Here is a 22490-nt window from a genome sequence, read left to right as displayed (position 1 = left end):
GGATTAAGTCGCGATTGCCCAACCGATGCGGTTACGGGCGGAAAGCGGAGGGGAGAAACGACTTGATCCCCTCCGTCCCTTTTTACGGTTCAGCCTTGCGCGGGAACGGCTGCTCGCGCATGGCGGCGTTGTAGGCGAACGAGGCGACGATGGCCGCGGCCTGCTTCAGGTCTTCCGGCTCGGCGTGGTCCCAGGTGTCCAGGTGGCTGTGGTGGACGTTGCTGAAGTAGTCCAGACGGTCCTGGATGAACTGGAAGCCCGGCAGGCCGATGCGGTCGAAGCTGATGTGGTCGGTGCTGCCGGTGTTGCGGGTGGCCACGGTGGTGGCGCCCACGTCATGGAACGGGGCCAGCCAGGCTTCGAAGATCGGCATCGCCGCCAGGTTCTCCTGCGCATAGATGCCTCGGAAGCGGCCCGAGCCATTGTCCATGTTGAAGTAGACTTGGAACTTGCTGTAGTCGCGCGTCTTGCGCAGCGCGCCGGTCGGCTCGCGCAGCGAGGCCGGCAGTGCCTTCTGCGCCGGGTCGGCGGGCTCCGGGAACTGGCCGAAGTGCTTGGCCACATACGCCTGCGAGCCGATCAGGCCCTGCTCCTCGCCACTCCACAACGCTACCCGGATGGTGCGCTTGGGCTTGGCGCCGGTGGCCTTGAGGATGCGCATCGCCTCCATCATCACCGCCACGCCAGCAGCATTGTCGGCCGCGCCGGTGCCGCTGTGCCATGAATCCATGTGCGCGCCGATCATCACCACTTCATCGGGCTTGCTGCTGCCGCGGATCTCGGCCAGCGTGTTGTAGCCCGGCTGGTCGGCCTCATCGGTGAAGCGTGCGGCCACGTCCACGCGCAGGCGCACGATCTGCTTGGCCTCCAGCGCGCGCGCCAGCGGATTGAAGTGCTCGCTGATCATCGCCAGTTCCGGGATGCCCACCGATTCACCGGCCTTGCGCGAACCACCACCGGCAACGCGGATGATGCCGTTGTCCCACCCGCTGATGCTGATCGAGGCCAGCGCGCCCTCTTCGACGAAGAACGCGTTGACCTTGGCCACCAGCGCCTGCCGCTCCTGGTACTCCTTGACCCGCTTGGCGCGCTCGGCGGTGGCGTCCTTGTCCTTGGGCAGGGTGAATTCCTGCAGGCCTTCCAGCGAGGTGGCGTCGTGCCGATGCGAATCGGCCTCGGTGCTGCGCTTGTACTCGCGCGCGTCGCCCAGCAGCAGGATCTTTCCGCGCAGCTTGCCCCGATACTTCTCGATGTCTTCCGGCTTCTTGATCTCGACCTGCACCAGCTCACCTTCGACCGGGCCCTTGGTACCCGGGGTCCAGGCCTTGGGCAGCGCATGCAGCGGCTGCACACGGTCGCCCAGCATTTCCACGCTGGCCGAGGTGAACTCCCAGCCCCGGCCGAAATCATCGAAGGCTTCGTCGTGGACGTTGTCCAGTTTCCATTCGTTGAACTTGCCGCGGGTCCAGGCGTTGGCGCGGCCCATCGCCGGCGAGTTGGTCAGGCGCGGCCCGATGCGCTCGGTGAGGTAGCTGAAGGTGTCCATCACCTGCGAACGGTGGAAGGCCTCCTGGCGGATGCGGCTGACCATGTCCAGGTCCACCGTCTCGCGCTGCTGCGCCCCTGCATTGCCACCCATCGCCAGCGCTACCGCCAGCACGCCCCACTTCAGCCCGCTCCACTTCAACACGCCGCACCCCTGCCCTTCGGCTCGATCATCCAGCCCCCGAGTCTAGCCAGCAGGCGCGCGGCGATACCGTCCCATCGGTCATGGGCAGGAGCGTGCGAACCAAGGTTCGCACCCACAGGTGACCGGTCGGTTCGCACCCACAGGTGACCGGTCGGTTCGCACCCACCAAAGGGCTGGGTTCCCGCCCGTAGATCCACGCCATGCGTGGATGAACAGCCCGATCACCCACTCCATCCCAACCACAACTGCGCCCGCTCCGGCAGCAACAACAACCAATGCCTCCGGTCGATGCTGCTGCAGCCGTACACCGCCGCACGTGCCGGCCAGTCCTCCGGCAGGCCGCCGATACCGATCTCGGCCAGCGCCTCCGCCCCGGCCCTCCATGGCCGGTAGCGCGTCACCTCGCCCGCCAGCGCGCCACGTCCCTGCCGCGCGCCCTGCAGCCACCCCAACCCCCGTGCCTGCAATCCCTCGCAGGTCACTGCGGCCAGCTGGAAGCGGACCAGGCCGGGGGCGATCCGTGCCCCCGGCAGGGCCGCCAGCACGCCATGTGCCTGCAGCAGTGCATCCACCTCCAGCAGGGCCGGAATGCCCTGCCGTGCCCGTTGCCGCAATCCGTGGCGCCAGCCCATGGCGAACTCCTTACTTCAGATCCGCGCCAAGCGCGTACCAGTCGACCCGACGGGTCACCCACATCGCCAGCGCCAGGATCACGAACAGCAGCAGCGAGCCCATCAGCAGCGCGTTGTTCTCCGACACCAGCAGGCCATACAGCGCGCCGTACAACACCGTCAGCAGCGCGGCAAAGCCGAGGCCACGCTTCCAGTGGCCAAGCACGTTGGCCAGGTACACCGCCTGCAGGCCGATGCAGGCCACGGCCGAGACCAGGTAGGCCTTCCAGAACGCGATGTGCTCGGACAGGCTGATCAGCAGCAGGAAGAAGATCGCCAGCGCCAGGCCCACCATCAGGTACTGCAGCGGATGGATGCGCAGCGACTTGATCAGTTCGAACAGGATGAAGCCGACGAAGGTAAGCAGCACGAACAGCACGCCGTACTTCGAAGCACGATCGGCCTGGGTATAGGTATCCACCGGATCGACCAGCGACACGGTCACCGCCTGCGAATCTATCGCACCGTCGCTGCGCAGCTGGCGCTGCGCGTCGGAGGCCAGCGAAGACACCGCCCAGCGTGCATCGAAGCCCTGTGCATTGACGCGCCGCTCGTTGGGAAGGAATGCACCACTGAACGACGGATGCGGCCAGCTCGAACGCAGCGCGATGCGGGTGTCATCGCCCACCGGCACCACCGACAGCATGCGGCTGCCGTCCAGGCGCAGTTCCAGCTCGACGGTACTGGCGGCCAGGCTGCCGCCCTGGTCGTCGGCGAAGCCGGCCATGGGGGCATGCAGGCCGCGGCCGACCTCGCTGGCCGCTTCCACGCCCGGCAGCAGCCGCAACTGCTTTCCATCCACGCGCAGGTTGGGCGTACCAACCAGCCCGCGCACGTCGGAGACGCCCAGCGCCACATACGGCTGTCCATAGCTGCGGCCGGCCTTCACCGGGTAGTCGTCAACGGCGAAGGTGGCCTTCAGCTGGCCGTTCCAGCTGTACACCGGTACCTTGAACAGGCCGACCTCGCGCTGGCTCGGCAGCATCTCGCCGCCCACCTCCAGTGTTGCCGGCATCTGCAGCCAGTGCCCTTCGCTGACCTGCACCTCGGTCTTCTTGTTGCCCTTGGCGTCGACCACTTCGACCTGCTGGCGTTCGATCCACGGCACCACCCGCACCGGCCCGACCAGGCGCTGTACCCCGGCGCGGCTGTCGGCTACCCGCGAAAAGGCCTCATCGCGGTATGCACTGCGCTCGGTGATGACCCCGCGGATCATCGTCAGTGGAACCAGCAGCAGCAGGATCAGCCCGCCGACAATGGCGAACCGCAGCAGCATTTTCAGGGATTTCATGGTCCATCCTCGTTGGAGAGGGCTGCAGGATGGACCGCTGCGGTGAGCAGGGTTTGTGGCGAATTTGAAGCGAGTGTGAAGTCAGCGGCGCGGGCGCTGGCCCGGCACGTTCAACGGCAACCACAGGCTGGCCACGGTGCCACCGCCGTCACGGACCTCGACGCTGGCACGGCCGTCATGCAGGCGCGCAACCTCCTGCACGAACGGCAGGCCCAGGCCGGAACTGCGCCGTCCACTGGCGGGGCGCGCCAGCGAATAGAAGCGCTCGAACACCCGATCGCGCGCATAGTCCGGAATGCCCGCCCCCCGGTCGGCCACCTGCAGGCGCACGCCTTGTCCATCCACCACGGCCTGCAGCGCGATCTCCGTGCCGGCCGGCGAAAATGCGATGGCATTGTCGATCAGGTTATGCAGCGCCTGCCGCAGCAGATAGCCGTCGCCCTGCACGGACAGGTCGGGCACGTTGCCGATGCGCACCTGCACGCCCGCCGCCTGTGCGCGCACCTGCGCTGCAGCCGCCGCCTCGGCCAGCAGCAGCGGCAACGCGATCGGGTCGCGGGTCTGCAGCCACCCGTGCTGCTCCACTTCGGCCAGCGCCAGCAGCTTGTCGATGGTCTCGGTCAGCCGTTCCTGCTGATCGACGATGCTGCGCGCGAAATGCAGGCGATCGGCCTCCGGCAGTGGCTCCTGCAACAACTCGGCGGCACCGCGGATCGCCGCCAGTGGGCTCTTCATCTCATGCGTCAGTGACTGTACGTACTGCTCGACGTAGGCCTTGCCTTCCAGCTTGCGGCGCATGGTTTCCAGCGCCTGGCCGAGATCGCCGATCTCGTCGTGGCGGCGGCGCGGCGGCGGCACCGGTTCGCCGGCGGAGACCGCGCGCGCATAGCGGCTGAGCTGGCCCAGGCCGGTCGTCAGCCACATCGTCACCAGCACGCCCACCAGCGCCGACAGCCCGATCAGCCACGCCCCGCGCTCGATGATGGCGCGCTGGCTGGCAGCGATGAACGGATCGATGCTGCGGTTGGGCTGGGCCAGGCTGAGCACGCCGATCAACGTGCGGCCATCGGCCGGGTCATACACCGGCGCCGCCACGTGCATCACCGTATCGCCTTCCTCGCCCGGCACTTCCGGGCTGGAACGGGCGCCATACTCGCCGCGCAGGGTGCGGTAGACATCGTTCCAGCGCGAGTTGTCGCGGCCCAGGTCGCGGCCCAGCGAGTCGTAGATGACGATGCCCTCGGCATCGGTGATGGTCACCCGGTAATCCAGCGAGCGCTTCGGGAAGCGCCACACCATCGCCTTCAGGTCGCGCTGGCGTGCCTTGGCCAGGCTGCGGGTGAAGCTGCCGCTGCGGATGGTGCCGGCCTTGACGTCGGCGGCCGCCATTTCAGCCAGCACGTTCGCCGCATCGACCAGGGTCGACTCCATCGCCTGGCGCACACCCGGCTTCACCTCGTTGACGAACACCCGCATCACGAAGAAGGCCGCGATGCCGGTGATCAGGAAGAAGCCCAGGAACAGCTTCAGCACCAGGCGCATCGGCTAGACCTCCAGCGCGTAGCCGAGGCCACGGTGGGTGCGGATCGGGTCCTCGCTGGCACCGGCCGCACGCAGCTTGCCGCGCAGCGTCTTTACATGCGTATCGACGGTACGGTCAGCGCTGTCGGCGCTGCTGTCCCAGCCGCGATCCATCAGCTGGGCACGGCTGAGGATGGCACCCGGGCGTTGCAGCAGCGCCTCCAGCAGCGCGTATTCGTAACGGGTCAGGTCCAGCGCCTGGCCCCGGTAGCGGATGCGTCGGCCGTCGCGGTCGATGGCGAAGGCGCCGTGTTCCTGCCAGCCGGACTCGGCGCTGCCCGCTGCCACGGCGGGCAGCGCGCGGCGCAGGCGCGCACGCACTCGCGCCACCAGCTCGCGCGGCGAGAACGGCTTGGTCATGTAATCGTCGGCGCCCAGTTCCAGGCCCAGCACGCGGTCGACCTCGTCATTGCGGGCGGTCAGGAAGATCACCGGCAGCTGTGCCGCCGGCCCGGCCTGCGCGCGCAGCCGCCGGCAGACCTCGAACCCGCCCAGGTCGGGCAGGCCCACGTCCAGCACCACCAGATCGATGCCCCCGGCCTGCAGCCGCTGCAGCGCCTCACCGCCCAGCAGGCAGTGGCTGACGGCGTAGCCTTCGCTGCGCAGCGCATAGAGCACGGTTTCGGCGATGGCGGCTTCGTCCTCGACCACCAGGACATGGGCAACAGGAGCTGTCATGGCGCGCAGCATAGCCGCTGCGGCCGCCGCCCCGTACACTGCCGCCCATGAACTATCGCCATGCCTTCCATGCCGGCAACCACGCCGATGTGCTCAAGCACATCGTGCAGCTGGCCCTGATCGACAGCTTCAAGCGCAAGGACAGCCCGTTCTTCGTGCTCGACACCCACGGCGGTGCCGGCCGCTACCTGCTGGCCAGCGAAGAGAGCCGCAAGACCCTGGAGGCCGAGTCCGGAATCATGCGGCTGATGGCCCAGCCCAAGCTGCCTGAGGTGGTCGAGCGCTACCTGAAGGCCGTGCAGGCCGACAACCCGGTGGGCGCGTTGACCAACTACCCGGGCTCGCCGCTGCTGAGCGCACAGGCGATGCGCGCGCAGGACCGCATGGCGGTGTGTGAGCTGCAGGAACCCGAAACCGCCACGCTGAAGGCGCTGTTCGCCCACGACAGCCGCGTCGATGTGCGTCCCGGCGATGGCTACGCGCTGCTGCGCTCGTTGCTGCCGCCGAAGTTCAACGGCAGCAAGATCGGCCGCGGCCTGGTGCTGATCGACCCGCCCTACGAGGCCCAGGACGCCGAGTACCAGAACATCCTGGCCGCCCTGGCCGAGACCCTGGCACGCTGGCCGCAGGCCACCTGCGCGGTCTGGTTCCCGATCAAGCAGCGCCGCACCATCCTGCACTTCCTGCGCAAGGCCAGTGCGCTGCCGGTGAAGTCGGCGATGACGATCGAGTTCCTGGTGCGCCCGGACGACTCGCCGCTGCGCCTCAACGGCAGTGGCATGCTGCTGCTCAACCCGCCCTGGCAGTTCGATCGGGTGGTCGGCCCGGCCCTGCCGGCGCTGCGCCAGCACCTGGGCGAACCCGGTGCCAGCACCCGCCTGGATTGGTTCAAAGCCCCCGAATAACGGCCTTCACGAGGCTGTACCGCCGTGAGCCTTTCGTTCACGGAATGCAGCCCCGGTGATGCCACAATCGATGGACCACCAAGGAATCACCCGGTATGGCCACTCGCAACCGCATGCCGCCCTGGCATGAGATCTTCAAGGCTCCCAGCGGCCACGAGCTGCTGATCCGCCCCATCCGCCCGGAAGATGGCGCGCCGCTGCAAGCAGCGTTCAGCCTGTTCGGGCCGGAAGAAATCCGTGATCGTTTCCTGCAGGCGGTGACCGAGCTGTCGCCGGAAACCACCCAGCGCCTGACCCACCCCAATCCCAAGACCGAGATCACCCTGGTCGCAGCCGAATCCCTGCCCGCTGGCGAAGCGGTGGTCGGCGCGGTCGCCCGGGCCTCGATCATCCCCGGTACCCGTGAAGCCGAGTACGCGATCCTGATCAGCCGCTTCCTGATCGGCCAGGGCCTGGGCCGGCAGCTGATGCGCAAGCTGGTGAAGTGGGGCCGCGGCAAGTACCTGGACCGCCTGTACGGCGATGTGGCCGCCGAGAACGAGCCGATGAAGCAGCTGGCCGCCTCGCTGGGCTTCAAGCCGGTGCCGCACCCGACCGGCGCCGAAGGCCTGGTGCGGATGGTGCTGGAGCTGGACAACTGAAGGATGCGCCGGGTACTGCCCGGCCACGCCCCCCGGTAGTGCCGGCCGCTGGCCGGCAGCCTCATGCACCGTTGGGGTATCGGAATGCCGGCCAGCGGCCGGCACTACCCGACGGGGTTTGATCGGGTTTCTGCTAAAATCCGGGGTCCATGTCGCGTACCTCATACCCCGCCCCGCCGCTGCCGCGCGCCGGCCAGCTCCGCGCCTGGTGGCGCGCCCCTGCATCGCCGACCGCCCTGGCCTGGTACCTGGCCCAGGCCGCGCGTGCGCACGACGCCCCGCTGCTGGTGATCGCCCGTGACAACCACGGTGCCAACCAGCTCGAAGCCGACCTGCACACCCTGCTCGGCGGCGATCCGGCCCTGCCGGTGGTCGCTTTCCCGGACTGGGAAACACTGCCCTACGACCGCTTCAGCCCGCATCCGGAGATCATCTCGCAGCGCCTGGCCGCCCTGCACCGCCTGCCTGCGCTGAAGCGTGGCCTGGTGATCGTGCCGGTGCAGACCCTGCTGCAGCAGCTGGCCCCGCGCAGCTACGTGATCGGTGGCAGCTTCGACCTGAAGGTCGGCCAGCGCCTGGACCTGGAGGCCGAGAAGCGCCGCCTGGAAAGCGCCGGCTACCGCAACGTGCCGCAGGTGATGGACCCGGGCGACTTCGCCGTGCGTGGCGGCCTGCTCGACGTGTTCCCGATGGGCGCCGACGAGCCGCTGCGGGTGGAGCTGCTGGACGAGGACATCGACTCGATCCGCGCCTTCGACCCGGAAAGCCAGCGCTCGCTGGACAAGGTCGAGGCCGTGCACATGCTGCCCGGCCGCGAAGTGCCGATGGACGAGGCCAGCATCGCCCGCGTGCTGGCCACGCTGCGTGAGCGCTTCGATGTCGATACCCGGCGCAGCGCGCTCTATCAGGATCTGAAATCCGGGCTGGCTCCGGCCGGCGTCGAGTACTACCTGCCGCTGTTCTTCGAGCGCACCGCGACCCTGTTCGAGTACCTGCCCAGCGGCAGCCTGCCGGTGGTCTGTGCCGGTGCCGGCGAAGCCGCCGAGGCGTTCTGGGCGCAGACCCGCGAGCGTTACGAACAGCGCCGACATGACGTGGAGCGCCCGCTGCTGCCACCGTCGGCGCTGTACCTGTCGCCGGAACTGCTGCGCGAGCGCCTGAACGATGCACCGCGCATCGAGGTGTGGGCCGCCGACCACGCGCGCATCGCCGACGCGCACGCACTGGGCGACCAGCCGTTGCCGCCGCTGCCAGTGGCTGCACGTGAGGCGCCGGCCGGCGATGCACTGAAGTCGTTCCTTGGCCACTACCCGGGCCGGGTGCTGATCGCCGCCGATTCGCCGGGCCGCCGTGAAGCCCTGCTGGAAGTGCTGCAGGCTGCCGAACTGAAACCACCGGTGGTGGCCGACCTGCCCAGCTTCCTTGCCGACGATGCGCGCTTCGCGATCGCGGTGGCGCCGCTTGAAGACGGCTTCGCGCTGGACGATCCGCGCATCGCGGTGCTGACCGAGCGCCAGCTGTTCCCCGAGCGCGCCGGCAGCACCCGCCGCACGCGCCGTGCCGGCCGCGAGCCGGAAGCCATCATCCGCGACCTCGGCGAACTGACCGAGGGCGCGCCGATCGTGCACGAGGATCATGGCGTCGGCCGCTACCGTGGCCTGATCGCGATGGATGTCGGCGGCATGCCCGGCGAGTTCCTCGAAATCGAGTACGCCAAGGGTGACCGCCTGTATGTGCCGGTCGCCCAGCTGCACCTGATCAGCCGTTATTCCGGTGCATCGGCGGAAACCGCGCCGCTGCACTCGCTCGGTGGCGAGCAGTGGAGCAAGGCCAAGCGCAAGGCCGCCGAAAAGGTGCGCGACGTGGCCGCCGAACTGCTGGAGATCCAGGCCCGCCGCCAGGCGCGTGCCGGCCTGGCGCTGCACGTGGACCGCGCGATGTACGAGCCGTTCGCCGCAGGTTTCCCGTTCGAGGAAACCCCGGACCAGCTGGCCGCGATCGACGCCACCCTGCGCGACCTGGCCAGCAGCCAGCCGATGGACCGCGTGGTCTGTGGTGACGTCGGCTTCGGCAAGACCGAGGTGGCCGTACGCGCCGCCTTCGCCGCCGCCAGCGCTGGCAAGCAGGTGGCCGTGCTGGTGCCGACCACGCTGCTGGCCGAACAGCATTTCCGCAATTTCCGCGACCGCTTCGCCGACTACCCGATGAAGGTCGAAGTGCTGTCGCGCTTCAAGACCAGCAAGGAAATCAAGGCCGAACTGGAGAAGGTCGCCGCCGGCACCATCGACGTCATCGTCGGCACCCACCGCCTGCTGCAGCCGGACGTGAAGTTCAAGGACCTGGGCATGGTCATCGTCGACGAGGAACAGCGTTTCGGCGTGCGCCAGAAGGAAGCGTTGAAGGCGCTGCGCGCCAACGTGCACCTGCTGACCCTGACCGCCACGCCCATCCCGCGCACCTTGAACATGGCCATGGCCGGCCTGCGCGACCTGTCGATCATCGCCACGCCGCCGCCGAACCGGCTGGCGGTGCAGACCTTCATCACGCAGTGGGACGACGCGCTGCTGCGCGAAGCCTTCCAGCGCGAACTGGCGCGTGGCGGCCAGCTGTACTTCCTGCACAACGACGTGGAGAGCATCGGTCGCATGCAGCGCGAGCTGTCCGAGCTGGTGCCCGAGGCGCGCATCGGCATCGCCCACGGCCAGATGCCCGAACGCGAGCTGGAAAAGGTGATGCTGGATTTCCAGAAGCAGCGCTTCAACGTGCTGCTGTCGACCACGATCATCGAATCGGGCATCGACATTCCCAACGCCAACACCATCATCATCAACCGCGCCGACCGCTTCGGCCTTGCCCAGCTGCATCAGCTGCGCGGCCGTGTCGGTCGTTCGCACCATCGCGCCTACGCCTACCTGGTGGCCCCTGATCGTCGTTCGATCACCCCGGATGCGGAAAAGCGCCTGGAAGCGATCGCGTCGATGGACGAACTCGGCGCCGGCTTCACCCTGGCCACGCACGATCTGGAAATCCGCGGTGCCGGTGAACTGCTGGGCGAGGACCAGAGCGGACAGATGGCCGAAGTCGGCTTCAGCCTGTACACCGAACTGCTGGAACGCGCGGTGCGCAGCATCAAGCAGGGCAAGCTGCCCGACCTGGATGCCGGCGAGGAAGTGCGCGGCGCCGAAGTGGAACTGCACGTGCCAGCGCTGATTCCGGAAGACTACCTGCCGGACGTGCACACCCGCCTGACCCTGTACAAGCGCATCTCCAGCGCGCGCGACAGCGATGCACTGCGCGAACTTCAGGTGGAGATGATCGACCGCTTCGGCCTGTTGCCGGATGCGGCCAAGCACCTGTTCGCCATCGCCGAGCTGAAGCTGAAGGCCAACACGCTCGGAATCCGCAAGCTGGACCTGGGCGAGAACGGTGGCCGCATCGTGTTCGAGTCCAAGCCGAACATCGACCCGATGGCGGTGATCCAGCTGATCCAGAAGCAACCGAACCTCTACGCCATGGAAGGGCCCGACAAGCTGCGCATCAAGCATCCGCTGCCGTTGCCGGAAGACCGCTTCAACGCCGCCCGCGCCCTTCTGACCACCCTCGCCCCGGGTTGATCGCCCCCCGAATACCCCGCACCGGTCCCCACCCGGTGCGGGTGGATGCCCATGTTTCCTGACGCCGTACCCGCCCCCGACCTGCTGCACGCGCAGGCCTGCCTGATCGATGCCCTCTCGATGTCGCTGCAGATGCGCGACGCCTACACCCGCCATCACTGCGACCGCGTCAGCCTGCTCGCGCAGCGCCTGGCCACGCACTGCGATCTTGACGACGAAGCCAGTGCACAGATCGGCCTGGCCGCCCGCTTTCACGACATCGGCAAGATCGGCATTCCCGACGATGTACTGCTAGCCCCACGGCGGCACACCGACGAAGAGCGGGCGATCATGCGCGAGCACCCGGTGCGGGGCGAGCATATCTTCCTGGCCACCGGCCGCAGTGATGCCGTACCGGTCGCACGCCTGATACGCGCCCACCACGAAGCCTTCGATGGCAGCGGCTATCCCGATGGCTTGCGCCGCGAATCCATTCCGCTGGGCGCGCGTATCGTCACCATCGCCGATGCCTACGATGCGATGACCAGCGTGCGCCCCTATCGTGCCGCGATGGCACCGGGAGCGGCGCTGGGCATCATCGAGAACCAGTCCGGTGGCCTGGTCGATCCGTACGTTCTGCAGCGCTTCCACCGCATGTTGGCGCAGGAGCCGCAGCTGGCCTGATCGGCGGGCGCCGCACCTGTAGAGTCGACCGCTGGTCGACTGCTCTTCCTCCAGACCGCGAAAATCCCGCGCTACGCGCGATAGTCGACCGGCGGTCGACTCTACCAGGCCGCCCTCGCCACTGGGCCGGCAAACAAAAGGCCCGGCTTTCGCCGGGCCTTCTGCATCACGCGTCACGTACGATCGATTACCAGATCACCACGCGCTTGTCGTCGGCACGCACCATCGCGTCGCCGGCCTTGCACTGGAACGCGGCAGCGAAGGACGGCATGTTCGACGGCGCGCCGTTGGCACGGAAGTTCGCCGGGGCGTGCGGGTCGGTGTTCAAACGCACGCGCAGCTCACCGTCGGTGAAGTTGCGGCGCCACACGGTGGCCCAGTTCATGAAGAAGCGCTGGTCCTGGCTGTGGCCATCGACGTCGACGTTCGCCTTCGGGTCTTCCTTCAGCGCCATCTGCAGCGCGTCGTAGGCCACGGTCAGGCCACCGAGGTCGCCGATGTTCTCGCCCAGGGTCAGCTTGCCCTTCACGAACACGCCCGGCACCGATTCATAGCCGTCGAACTGCGCGACCAGCTGGTCGGTGCGCTGGGTGAAGGCCTTGCGGTCGGCGTCGGTCCACCAGTTGTCGAAGTTGCCGTTGGCGGCGAACTGGCTGCCCGAGTCATCGTAGCCGTGCATCATCTCGTGGCCGATGACCGCACCGATGCCGCCGTAGTTCAGCGCCGGATCGGCCTTGGCGTCGAAGAACGGCGCCTGCAGGATCGCGGCCGGGAACACGATCTCGTTCTTGGTGGCGTTGTAGTAGGCGTTGACCGTCTGCGGGGTCATGCCCCACTCGGTCTTGTCCACCGGCTTGCCGATCTTGTCCAGCATGTAGCGGTAGTTGAACGCGCGCGCGGCCTGCATGTTGCCCAGGTAGCTGTCGCCGTTGGTCTGCAGGCCCGCCCAGTCACGCCACTTGTCCGGGTAACCGATCTTGGGGGTGAAGCTGGCCCACTTCTCCAGTGCCTTCTTCTTGGTCTCTTCGCCCATCCACGGCAGCTGCTCAAGGCGCGCCTTCAGTGCTACCGACAGATTCTCCACCAGGTGCTGCATGGCCACCTTCGACTCGGCCGGGAACACGGCGTCGACGTACAGCTGGCCCAGCGCTTCACCCATGCCGCCGTTGACCGACTCCAGTACGCGCTTCCAGCGCGGCTGCATTTCCTTCTGGCCACGCAGGGTGGTGCCATAGAAATCGAAGTTGGCCTTCTCGAACTGGCTGCTCAGGTACGGCGAAGCATCATCGATGGTGTGGAAGCGCAGGTAGGCCTGCCAGGTGCTGGCCGGCACGTCGGCGAGCATCTTGTCCATTTCACCGAAGAAGCCCGGCTGCGCCAGCGAGAACTTCTGCGCGGCCGGCACCTTCAGGGTGTCGAACAGCGCGGTCCAGCTGAAGTTCGGGGTCAGCTTGTCGGCGTCGGCAGCGCTGAGCGGGTTGTAGCGCTTGGCCGGGTCACGCATTTCGATGCGCGACATCGAGGCCTTGGCCAGGCGGGTTTCGAAGGCCATCACGGCCTTGGCCTGCTCGGCGGCCTGTGCAGCATCCACGCCGGACAGGGTCAGCACCTGTGCGATGTAGGCCACGTAGGCGTCGCGGATCTTGGCCTGCGCATCGTCGAAGTAGTAGCCCTTCTCCGGCAGGCCGAGGCCACCCTGGCCGACGTAGGCGATGACGTTGGCCGAATCTTTGTAGTCGGCATTGGCGAACAGCGAGAACAGCACGCCCTTGCCCTCGGCCTGGCTGTCGCGCAGGTACCGGGTGATGGCGGCGGTGTCGTTCAGCGCAGTGATCTTGTCCAGCTGCGGCTGCAGCGGCGCTAGGCCAGCGGCCTCGATCTTGGCTTCGTCGTTGCCGGTCTTCCAGATGTCACCGATCTTGGCTTCCACCGAACCGGCCTTGGCCTGGCTGGCGGCGGCCTGCTGTACCAGCGTGTGCTGCACTTCCAGCGAGCGCTCGCGCAGGATCTCGAAGCTGCCCCAGGTGGTCTGGTCACCCGGCACCGGGTTGGCCTTCAGCCACTTGCTGTTGACGAAGCCATTGAGGTCGGTACAGGCCGAGATGGACGGGTCCAGATCGGCGCTGTTGAGCGAGATCAGCGGCGTCTTGATCTGCGACAGGTCGAAGGCCGGCTTGGCATCGGTGCCGGCGGTGGCGGCCGGCGCGGATTCATTCTTGCCACAGGCAGCCAGCGAGGCGGCAATGGCGATGGTCAGGCCCAGCGGGGCCAGGTTGCGGAAGTTCATGAGGCTCTCCTGCGGGTAATTTCACAGGGTAGCCGGGAAGGCCCGCGGCAGGGACCGGCCAAAGGTCACAGGGCACCGCCTCTGTAGCGTCGAGCCATGTTCGACTGCTCTCTGTTCCGGATTCATGCTCCCTGCGGCAAAGGCCAAAAGCAGTCGAGCATGGCTCGACGCTACAAAAGGAAAGGCCGGCTTGCGCCGGCCTTCTTCTTTACTTCGCCTTGCCCTGGTTGGCCACGGCTTCAGCGGCCTTGCGCGCCGCTTCCGGGTCGCCCAGGTAGCGGAACGACTTCACCGTCAGGTCGTCGTTCAGTTCGAACAGCAGCGGGATGCCAGTCGGAATGTTCAGCTCGAGGATTTCCTCGCGCGAGACGTTGTTGAGGTACTTGTACAGCGCGCGCAGCGAGTTGCCGTGGGCGGTGACCAGCACGGTCTTGCCGTCCTTCAGCTGCGGCGCGATGGCGTCGTGCCAGTACGGCAGCACGCGGTCCAGGGTGGTTGCCAGCGATTCGGTGCCCGGCAGCGCGTTGCGGTCCAGGCCCGCGTAGCGGCGGTCATGGATCGGGTGGCCCGGATCTTCCAGCTCCATCGGCGGCGGCGGGATGTCGTACGAACGACGCCACACCTTGACCTGCTCCTCGCCGTGCTTGGCTGCGGTCTCGGCCTTGTCCAGGCCCTGCAGGCCGCCGTAGTGGCGCTCATTGAGGCGCCAGGACTTGTTCACCGGCAGCCAGTCCTGTTCCAGCTCGGCCAGTGCACCCTGGAGGGTGTGGATGGCACGCTTGAGCACGGAGGTGTGGGCGACATCGAACTGCAGGCCTTCCTCGCGCATCAGGCGGCCGGCGGCGGCCGCTTCCCGGCGCCCCTGCTCGGTGAGGTCGACATCGACCCAGCCGGTGAAGCGGTTGTCCAGGTTCCACTGGCTCTGGCCATGGCGCAACAGTACGAGTTTACGGGTCACTGCAGGGTCTCCAATGCGAGGAAAGGCAGGCGCCCATTGTAGCCCCGGGCGCTGCTCACCGGACCGTGGCGCCGCGCATGCGATGCTGCGGCCAATGAATACGATGATCGATCCCGGGCGCTGGGAAGGCAGCGTCAGTGCCGCCCGCGCGCAGCAGCTTCAGCTGGCCGGCCGGGTGGAACGCCAAGACCGGCTGCCCCGCAACGTGCGCTGGCTGGCCGGGCTGGATGTCGGCTTCGAGGATGACGGCGCCACCACCCGCGCCGCCGCGGTACTGCTGGACGCAACGACGCTACGGCCTGTCGCGCAGGAAATCGCGCGCATTCCCACGGTGATGCCCTACATCCCCGGCCTGCTCAGCTTCCGCGAACTGCCGGCGCTGCTGGCGGCGTTGGCCTTGCTGCCGCGCACACCTGATCTGGTGTTCGTCGATGGTCACGGCATCAGCCATCCACGCCGGCTGGGCGTCGCCGCGCACCTGGGCGTAGTCACCGACCTGCCGAGCATCGGCGTGGCCAAGTCGAAACTGGTGGGCCGCTTTGAGGAACCGGCACCGGAACCCGGCGCGCATACGCTGCTTCTGGACGGCAATGAACAACTGGGTTGGGTACTGCGCAGCAAGGTGCGCTGCAAGCCGTTGTTCGTGGCCGGAGGCCATCGGGTCAGCGCGGACACCGCGCTGGACTGGGTGCAACGCACGCTGCGCGGCTACCGCCTGCCGGAGCCGACCCGGCTGGCGGATCGGCTGGCCTCGCGCCGGGACGAATGACCGCGCCGGGCATCCCGGCGCCGCCTTCGATTTCGATCAACGATGCACGTGGCCGCGATGGCCCTGTGCGTCCTCGCCGTGGTCGTGGCCTTCATGACCCTCGTGCTCGCTACGCTTGGCCGGCGCCGGCTCACCACAGGCTTCGCCGCAGTGGTCCGCTTCGATCTGCAGTGTCACGTGCTCGATGCCGAAGTCATCGTGCAGGCGCCCCCCCAGTTCACGGCGCAGCGCATCGGCATCGGTGCCGTCGCGCATCACGATGTGCGCGGTCAGTGCCGGCGTGCTGGAGGCCAGCGCCCACACGTGCAGGTCATGCACATCCAGCACCGCGGCATGGCCGGACAGGCTGTCGCGCACCTTGGCCACGTCCATGCCCTTGGGCACGCCTTCCAGCAGCACGTTGATCGCCTCGCGCATCAGCACCCAGGTGCGTGGCAGTACCCACAGGCCGATCAGTACCGCCAGGATCGGGTCGATCGGCTTCCAGCCAGTGACCTGGATCAAGATCGCACCGGCGATCACTGCCACCGAGCCGAGCATGTCGGCCCACACTTCCAGGTAGGCGCCCTTCACGTTGAGGCTCTCGCCGCTGCCGGCCTGCAGCAGGCGCATCGAGATCAGGTTGATGACCAGGCCAACCGAAGCGATCACCAGCATGCCGGTAGAGGCGATCTCCTGCGGTTTGCTGAAGCGCCCGACGGCTTCCCACAGGATGTACGCGGCAACCACGAACAGCATCGCGCCGTTGATCATCGCGCCCAGTGCTTCCAGGCGTGCATAGCCGTAGGTGCGCCGCGCATCCGGCGGGCGCCGGCTCAGCCGCACCGCCACCAGCGCGATCATCAGTGCCAGCGCATCGGTGGCCATGTGCGCGGCGTCTGACAGCAGCGCCAGGCTGTTGGTCCAGAACGCACCCACCACTTCGACGACGAGGAAGGTGGAGGTCAGCCCGAGCGCCCACCACAAGGGCTTCTCGTGGCGGATCTCGGATGGCAGGTGATCGTGGTCGTGGCCCATGGCAACAGCTCCTTTGCGATGGACGCAGGCTACGCTGGCGGCCGTGGGGAAACTATCACGGTGTTTATAACATTGCAGAATCCGCGCGGTTGGCTGCGGCTTGCACCCGCGCCGGGCAGCACTATGATGGCCGCATCCCCTCTGGACGGGGAACGGGCAGACGGATCGCTCCAGCGTTGCTGCCCGCAATGGACACCCACGCACAAGGAATCCGGATCATGTGGACCACCAAGACCCCCTGGGTCGCGCTCACCGTGGCCTGCGCATTGGGCATGGCCGCAAGCGCCTCGGCCAAGACCTGCCAGCAGAACTTCCGCTCGGTGGGCGACCCGCGCAATGGCCAGTTCTTCACCTCCGAGGTCACCCTTCCCGGCCTGAAGCCCCGCAGTGCATTGGGCCAGCTGCGCAAGGCGGCGCTGGACGAGGGCAACAACTTCGTCAGCGGTGATGTCATCACCGAGACCGAAGGCCAGATGTACGTCCTGCAGACCGACACGAAGATGCCGCTGGTCAGCATCATCACCGCCTCCAATGGCGGCACCGTGGTGGTCGGCACCAAGCTGTCACGCGGGCAGACCGCCAAGGAAGAGGACGCACGCAGCGCGCTGTGTGGTTGGCTGGACAAGCTCAGGACCGGCCCCGAGGGCGAGGCGATCGCCGAAGCCGTGCGGGTCTCCAGTGGCTTCGACAAGCCGATCCAGGCCACCGCGGTCGGCATGTCCACCCAGATGGGCAAGGACGCCAAGCGGCTGCAGCGGGAAATCAACACCGCGCCGCTGAAGTCATTGTTCTCCGGCAGCAGCACCCCGCCGGACACCGAAGCGATGTACCAGCCGTTGCTCGTCAAGTATTTCGGCCGCCGTTTCATCATCGATGGCCAGGTCTACACCGCCCAGGCCAACCGTTTTACCAAGACCGTTGAAGTGGGCTATCTGGTCACCAAGATGAAGGGCATCGGTGGCATCGGTGGACGCCAGTCGAACGACGACAACAACGCCAACTTCACCGTGCACTGTGCGCTGGCCCCGGATCAGATGGCGCTGGCCGCCACCCTGCGCGAGAACGACTGGGTGAAGCTGGAAGGCGTGGTCGACAAGATGGACACCGGTGGCGTCCATCTGCGCGATTGCCGCCAGGTGAAGTAGATTCCCAGGCTGCGCCGGGACTGACCCGGCGCAGCCCTCATCGGATCAGAACCCGAAGCGCAGGCTGGCCCAGTAGGCGCGGCCCGGCTCGTTGTAGGTCGCCGCACCGGCATCGCTGCTGTTGGCCTCGCGGAACAGGCGCTTGTCGGCCAGGTTGTTGACGCCGAAGCCGAAGCTGACCGTCTCGGTCACCCGGTAGCGCGCGCTCACGCCCCAGATGTTGTATGCCCCGCGGTCCTGCAGTGCCACCGACGGATCGCAGGTACCAGTGCAGCGCGGATCATTGTTGATGTTGGTGGTGGCCGGTTCCTGCTTGCCATAGAACGTGCCGGTCAGCAGCAGCGACAGCTTGTCGGTGGCCTGCCAGTCCAGCATGGTGTTGATCGTGTACTTGGGGATCACCGACAGCGGCTGGCGCGTGGTCTTGTTCTCGTTCTCCACCATGTAGGTGAAGTTGTTGCTCCACTTCAGGCGGCTGCCCTGCTCGCCCAGCAGCGGGATCACCAGGTTGCCTTCCAGCCCCTGCACGATCGCCTTCGGTGCGTTCTCCCAGCGGAAGATGCGGCCGCGGCCATCGGCGGTCAGGCCGATCTGGTCGTAGCCGGCCTGGATCTTGTCCTTGTAGTCGTTGTGGAAGTAGGTCAGCGACGCCTGCCAGCCACTCTGCGGCGCCCACTCCACACCCAGTTCCTTGTTCAGGCTGGTTTCCGCCTTCAGGTCCGCATTGCCGCGCATGTAGCAGCCGGCCCCCAGGCTAGGCAACGCATTCGGGCAACCATTGCCGCGGGTGTAGTACAGATAGTCCGGATTCGACTGGTAAAGGTTCGGTGCCTTGAAGGCACGCGCGATGCCGCCCTTCACCACCCAGTCGCTGTTGATGCGGAACTGCGCGTTGAGGCTGGGGCTGGTGTTGTTGCCGAACTGGCTGTGGTGGTCGAAGCGCAGGCCCGGGGTGACGATCCAGCGCTCGCCGAGGTAGATGTTGTCTTCCACGAACACGGCGGTGGTCTGCGCGTCGGACTTGCCGCGTGCGCGATCGGCCGACAGCCCCGGGATGCCGCCGCCGCTGCTGCTGGACTGGCTCATCGAGTACGGATCGGTCAGGCGGCTGTCCAGGTATTCAAAGCCCAGCGTCCAGATGTTCTCGGCACCACCCAGCATGGTCGGGAAGCTCACTTCGCCATCCAGCTGGTAGTTGCGCAGGCGCGAGGTCGACCAGTCGGTGCCGTTGAAGCTGCCTTCCGGGCCACCGGCCAGGCCTTCATTGATGCGCGAGTTGTTGACCGCCTCGACCGCGGCCGTGACCCGCGAGGTCACGTCGCCCCAACGGCCACGATGGGTGATCGCGCCGGTGTTGCGGTACATGCGGTTGGTTTCGGCCTTGCCGTCGGCCAGTGCGGCCAGGTCGACGCCGGTCGAGGTTCCGGTGGTGCTGACCGCGCGGTCGCCGGCGTAGATGTTGCCCTGGCGGCTGGTGCCGGCCGGCTATCCGGTGTTCACCCTGGTCGACATCGACCGCATGTGGGTGGCGATGAACCTGCGTGAATCGCAGATGCAGGGCCTGAAGGTCGGCAGCAAGCTGCAGGGCAGCGTGCCGGCACTCGGCGTGGACAGCGAATTCGTGGTCTACTTCATCAACCCTGCCGGCGACTATGCAACCTGGCGTACCACCCGCCAGTCGTCCGGCTACGACGTCCGCAGCTTCGAGGTGCGGGTGCGCCCGGTACGCCGCATCGAGGGCTTCCGCCCTGGCATGAGCGTGCTGTTCGCATGGCCCCAGCACTGAGCCCGGATAGCGGCGGTTTCGGCGCCTCGTGGCGGCGCGAGCTGTATGCGCTGCGCAGCAACCGCGCCGACCTGATGCTGGTTACCCTGCTGCCCCTGCTGATGCTGGTGGTAATGGGGTGGATGTTCACGCCTTCAGTGATGCGCGACATCCCGATCGCCGTGGTCGACCTCGACCACAGCAGTGACAGCCGCCTGCTGCTGCGCATGCTCGATGCCAGCCCCGGCGTGCGCATCGCCAGCCAGCCTGCAGACATGGAAGATGCGCGCTCGCAGCTGCGCCGCCTGGACGTGTTCGCCATCGTGCTGGTGCCGCGCGATGTCACCCGGCAAGCGTTGCGCGGGCGCCAGGGCACGGTGTTCGCCTATTACAACGCCACCTACATGACCACCGGCCAGTCCGCCGCGCGCGATATCGGCGATGCGGTCTCGGCCTGGAACGCACGACTGCTGCGCGAGCGCATCGGCCTGCAGGTCGGCCCGGGCAAGCTGCGGGCAGCGCCGATCGCGGTGCAGTCGGACATCCTCTACAACCCGGCACGCAGCTACGAGCTGTTCCTGCTGCCGCTGATCTTCCCGGCGGTGCTGTCGCTTGTGCTCGCGCTTGCCGTGGCCGGCAGCCTGGGGCGGGAGATCCGCGATGGCACCCTGGCCGACTGGCTGGGCCGCACGCCATGGACCGCCGCCGCCGGCAAGGTTGCACCGTACATCCTGCTGTTCTCGCTGTACGGTGCACTCGGGCTGGGTTACCTGGCCTGGCTGCGCGGCGATGGCGTGGCCGGCAGCGTGCTCCTGCTGCTGATTGCGCAGCCGCTGTTCTACCTGGCCACCGCGGCCTATGCCCTGTTCTTCGTCGGCGTCACCCGCGACATGGGCACCGCGCTGTCCGCGGTGGGACTGAGCATCGGCACCGCGCTGGCATTCTCCAGTGCCACCTTCCCGGTGCTGGACGGCCCCTTGTTCACCCGCGTCTGGCACCAGCTGCTACCGCTCAGCGCCTACATCAAGCTGCAGACCCAGCAGCAGTTCATCGGATCGCCACTGCTGGTTTCGCTGTGGCCACTGGCGACGCTGCTGCTGATGTCGGTGGTGGCTGGCGGCATCGGCGGCCTGCGCCTTATTGCCTTCGCGCGTACACCCGCGGCCGCGCGGCCGGCGGGAGCCGACGCATGAGCACGCTTTGGCGCAGCCTGCGGCAGACCCTGATGGCGGTGCTCTGCGACCGCTATGCGATCGTGGTGATGGTCGGCGCGGTGATCCTGTACTCGTTCTTCTACCCGGCGGCGTACCGTCACCAGGTGGCCGGCAATCTGCCGGTGCTGGTGGTGGACGAAGACCACAGCGCCACCAGCCGCGAGCTGCTGCGCAAGCTGGACGCGCTGCGAGTGGCTCGCGTGGTCGGGCAACCGGCCGACATCGACAGTGCGCGCCAGCAGCTGGAGGCCGGCCACGCCGAAGGCATCGTGCTGATCCCGGCCAACCTGGAGCGCGACATCCTGCGCGGCCATCCGGCCAAGCTGGTGCTGCTCGGCAACGGCGCCTACCTCGGCCGCGCCAGCTGGGTGCTGGGCAGCGTGGCCGATGCACTGGGTGCGTTCGGGCGAGAGGCGGCGGTCGGCCAGGCCGCCTTCATGGGCGCGCCGCAGGCCCCCCCGGTTACGCTGGTGCAGCGTCCGCTGTACAACACCCAGGAAGGCTACGGCAGCGCCATCGTGCCCGGCGTGGCCGAACTGATCGTGCACCAGACCCTGCTGATGGGCATCGGCGTGCTGCTTGGCGGCCGCCGCCTCGCGCTGGGCCGCCGCCTGCGCTTCGACCTGCCGACGCTGACGGGCATGGCGCTGGGCTTCGGCCTGATCGGCCTGTTCGGGCTGTTCTACTACGCCGGCTTCACTGCCTGGGTGCAGGACTACCCGCGCGGCGGCAATCCGCTGGGGCAGCTGCTGGGCGGCACCCTGTTCATCGCCGCCACGGTGGCGTTCGGGCTGTTCGTCGGCAGCTTCTTCGGCACCCGCGAACGTGCCTTCCAGTACATCATCGCCACCTCGATCCCGCTGTTCTTCCTGGCCAACCTGTCGTGGCCGGCGGTGATGACACCGCAACCGCTGGTGTGGCTGGCGCAACTGCTGCCGACCACCTCGGGCATCAACCTGATGGTGCGCCTGAACCAGATGGACGCGAGCCTGGCCGAAGTCAGCCACGAACTGATCACCCTCACCACCCTGCTGCTGCTCTACGGCAGCCTCGCCACCTGGCGCCTCCTCGAAAAAAAGGGGACGGAGGGGATTAAGTCGTAGACGGTCGGATCGGGGGATTACGACTTGATCCCCTCCGTCCCCTTTTCCAGAACGAAGAACGCCGGCGTGGGGCCGGCGTCCGTCGTAGTGCGATGTGGAAGGGTAACGGGTCGATCGATCAGCGATAAACGCGCTCACAGCGGCGTTCGACCACGCGATCGCCGTTCTTCTGCTGGCTGTTGCCCTGGATCTGGCGTCCCGCCGCGCCACCGGCCACGGCACCGGCCACCGTGGCCAGCTTCTTGCCATTGCCGCCGCCCACCTGGTTGCCGAGCAGGCCACCGATCACGGCACCCGTGGCTGTACCGGCAATGCGGTTCGGATCGCGCGAGTTGCGCTGTACTTCCACGTTCTTGCAGACCACACGGCTACCGTCGTTGAACTTGCGTCCTTCATCGCGCGGCCCGTAGGTCTGTGCACCCGCAACGGACGAAGCCGCCAGCAGCGTGCCCAGCACAAACAGTCGGGTCGAGGTCTTCATGGCCATCTCCTGAGGTC

At 67.4% G+C, this 22490-nt stretch carries 17 protein-coding genes and 2 pseudogenes; 9 read left to right on the top strand and 10 right to left on the bottom strand.

Going from position 1 to position 22490, the window contains the following annotated elements:
- Positions 1-82: 82 nt before the first annotated feature.
- From ACMZPQ_RS04560 to creB, 5 genes are all read right to left on the bottom strand, one after another.
- On the bottom strand, positions 83-1639 hold the full coding sequence (locus ACMZPQ_RS04560; RefSeq protein ID WP_414486149.1) for a M20/M25/M40 family metallo-hydrolase: 1557 nt from the start codon (positions 1637-1639) through the stop codon (positions 83-85).
- Between the two features lie 272 nt (positions 1640-1911).
- The gene (locus tag ACMZPQ_RS04555; RefSeq protein ID WP_197583160.1) at positions 1912-2322 is read right to left on the bottom strand and encodes a hypothetical protein; all 411 of its coding nucleotides are present in this window, start codon (positions 2320-2322) and stop codon (positions 1912-1914) included.
- A gap of 10 nt (positions 2323-2332) precedes the next feature.
- The gene (gene creD / locus ACMZPQ_RS04550) at positions 2333-3652 is read right to left on the bottom strand and encodes a cell envelope integrity protein CreD (protein ID WP_197583161.1); all 1320 of its coding nucleotides are present in this window, start codon (positions 3650-3652) and stop codon (positions 2333-2335) included.
- 81 nt (positions 3653-3733) lie between these two features.
- Positions 3734-5194 carry a two-component system sensor histidine kinase CreC gene (creC, locus tag ACMZPQ_RS04545; protein WP_197583163.1) on the bottom strand — a complete coding sequence of 487 codons (1461 nt, stop codon included), beginning with the start codon at positions 5192-5194 and terminating at the stop codon, positions 3734-3736.
- 3 nt (positions 5195-5197) lie between these two features.
- Positions 5198-5923 (bottom strand): two-component system response regulator CreB, encoded by a 726-nt coding sequence (gene creB / locus ACMZPQ_RS04540; protein WP_197583164.1) that lies wholly within the window; start codon positions 5921-5923, stop codon positions 5198-5200.
- A 35-nt stretch (positions 5924-5958) separates the two neighbouring features.
- Here creB and ACMZPQ_RS04535 point away from each other — a divergent pair, with 35 nt between their 5' ends.
- From ACMZPQ_RS04535 to ACMZPQ_RS04520, 4 genes are all read left to right on the top strand, one after another.
- Positions 5959-6816: a 23S rRNA (adenine(2030)-N(6))-methyltransferase RlmJ gene (locus tag ACMZPQ_RS04535; RefSeq protein ID WP_197583166.1), complete on the top strand. Its 858-nt coding sequence runs from the start codon at positions 5959-5961 to the stop codon at positions 6814-6816.
- Positions 6817-6911: 95 nt separating this feature from the next.
- The gene (locus tag ACMZPQ_RS04530) at positions 6912-7457 is read left to right on the top strand and encodes a GNAT family N-acetyltransferase (RefSeq protein ID WP_004150340.1); all 546 of its coding nucleotides are present in this window, start codon (positions 6912-6914) and stop codon (positions 7455-7457) included.
- Between the two features lie 149 nt (positions 7458-7606).
- Positions 7607-11071 (top strand): transcription-repair coupling factor, encoded by a 3465-nt coding sequence (mfd, locus tag ACMZPQ_RS04525; protein ID WP_197580595.1) that lies wholly within the window; start codon positions 7607-7609, stop codon positions 11069-11071.
- Between the two features lie 45 nt (positions 11072-11116).
- Complete coding sequence (locus ACMZPQ_RS04520) at positions 11117-11734, top strand: HD-GYP domain-containing protein (RefSeq protein WP_197580594.1); 618 nt, start codon at positions 11117-11119, stop codon at positions 11732-11734.
- A 187-nt stretch (positions 11735-11921) separates the two neighbouring features.
- Here ACMZPQ_RS04520 and ACMZPQ_RS04515 read toward each other — a convergent pair whose 3' ends face one another.
- Positions 11922-14021, bottom strand: coding sequence for a M13 family metallopeptidase (locus ACMZPQ_RS04515; RefSeq protein ID WP_197580593.1), 2100 nt, complete (start codon positions 14019-14021; stop codon positions 11922-11924).
- A 208-nt stretch (positions 14022-14229) separates the two neighbouring features.
- The gene (gene gpmA / locus ACMZPQ_RS04510) at positions 14230-14979 is read right to left on the bottom strand and encodes a 2,3-diphosphoglycerate-dependent phosphoglycerate mutase (protein ID WP_111112082.1); all 750 of its coding nucleotides are present in this window, start codon (positions 14977-14979) and stop codon (positions 14230-14232) included.
- A 94-nt stretch (positions 14980-15073) separates the two neighbouring features.
- Here gpmA and nfi point away from each other — a divergent pair, with 94 nt between their 5' ends.
- Positions 15074-15748: a deoxyribonuclease V gene (gene nfi / locus ACMZPQ_RS04505; protein ID WP_197580592.1), complete on the top strand. Its 675-nt coding sequence runs from the start codon at positions 15074-15076 to the stop codon at positions 15746-15748.
- 36 nt (positions 15749-15784) lie between these two features.
- Here the strand turns inward: nfi and ACMZPQ_RS04500 are convergent, their stop codons facing one another.
- The gene (locus tag ACMZPQ_RS04500; RefSeq protein ID WP_197580591.1) at positions 15785-16765 is read right to left on the bottom strand and encodes a cation diffusion facilitator family transporter; all 981 of its coding nucleotides are present in this window, start codon (positions 16763-16765) and stop codon (positions 15785-15787) included.
- Between the two features lie 218 nt (positions 16766-16983).
- On the opposite strand from ACMZPQ_RS04500, the gene ACMZPQ_RS04495 reads away from it, so the two are divergent.
- Positions 16984-17910 (top strand): hypothetical protein, encoded by a 927-nt coding sequence (locus tag ACMZPQ_RS04495; RefSeq protein ID WP_197580590.1) that lies wholly within the window; start codon positions 16984-16986, stop codon positions 17908-17910.
- Positions 17911-17955: 45 nt separating this feature from the next.
- Here ACMZPQ_RS04495 and ACMZPQ_RS04490 read toward each other — a convergent pair.
- Positions 17956-19392: pseudogene (locus ACMZPQ_RS04490) on the bottom strand (FepA family TonB-dependent siderophore receptor); the annotation flags it as partial.
- Between ACMZPQ_RS04490 and ACMZPQ_RS04485 the strand changes: the two are divergent.
- The 3 genes and pseudogenes from ACMZPQ_RS04485 to ACMZPQ_RS04475 all read left to right on the top strand — a co-directional run.
- Positions 19373-19696: pseudogene (locus tag ACMZPQ_RS04485) on the top strand (HlyD family secretion protein); the annotation flags it as partial. The pseudogenes ACMZPQ_RS04490 and ACMZPQ_RS04485 overlap by 20 nt on opposite strands.
- Positions 19681-20868: an ABC transporter permease gene (locus ACMZPQ_RS04480; protein ID WP_312647882.1), complete on the top strand. Its 1188-nt coding sequence runs from the start codon at positions 19681-19683 to the stop codon at positions 20866-20868. The pseudogene ACMZPQ_RS04485 and the gene ACMZPQ_RS04480, both read left to right, overlap by 16 nt.
- Positions 20865-21992 (top strand): ABC transporter permease, encoded by a 1128-nt coding sequence (locus tag ACMZPQ_RS04475; RefSeq protein ID WP_414486145.1) that lies wholly within the window; start codon positions 20865-20867, stop codon positions 21990-21992. The genes ACMZPQ_RS04480 and ACMZPQ_RS04475 overlap by 4 nt, the downstream gene beginning before the upstream one ends.
- A gap of 118 nt (positions 21993-22110) precedes the next feature.
- On the opposite strand, the gene ACMZPQ_RS04470 is transcribed toward ACMZPQ_RS04475, so the two are convergent.
- On the bottom strand, positions 22111-22479 hold the full coding sequence (locus tag ACMZPQ_RS04470; RefSeq protein ID WP_049462359.1) for a glycine zipper 2TM domain-containing protein: 369 nt from the start codon (positions 22477-22479) through the stop codon (positions 22111-22113).
- Between the last annotated feature and the right edge of the window lie 11 nt (positions 22480-22490).

The sequence above is a fragment of the Stenotrophomonas maltophilia genome (assembly GCF_047497515.2).
GTDB lineage: Bacteria > Pseudomonadota > Gammaproteobacteria > Xanthomonadales > Xanthomonadaceae > Stenotrophomonas.
The sequence above is the reverse complement of the archived record's forward strand: the minus strand, read 5'-3'. Positions and strand labels throughout refer to the sequence as shown.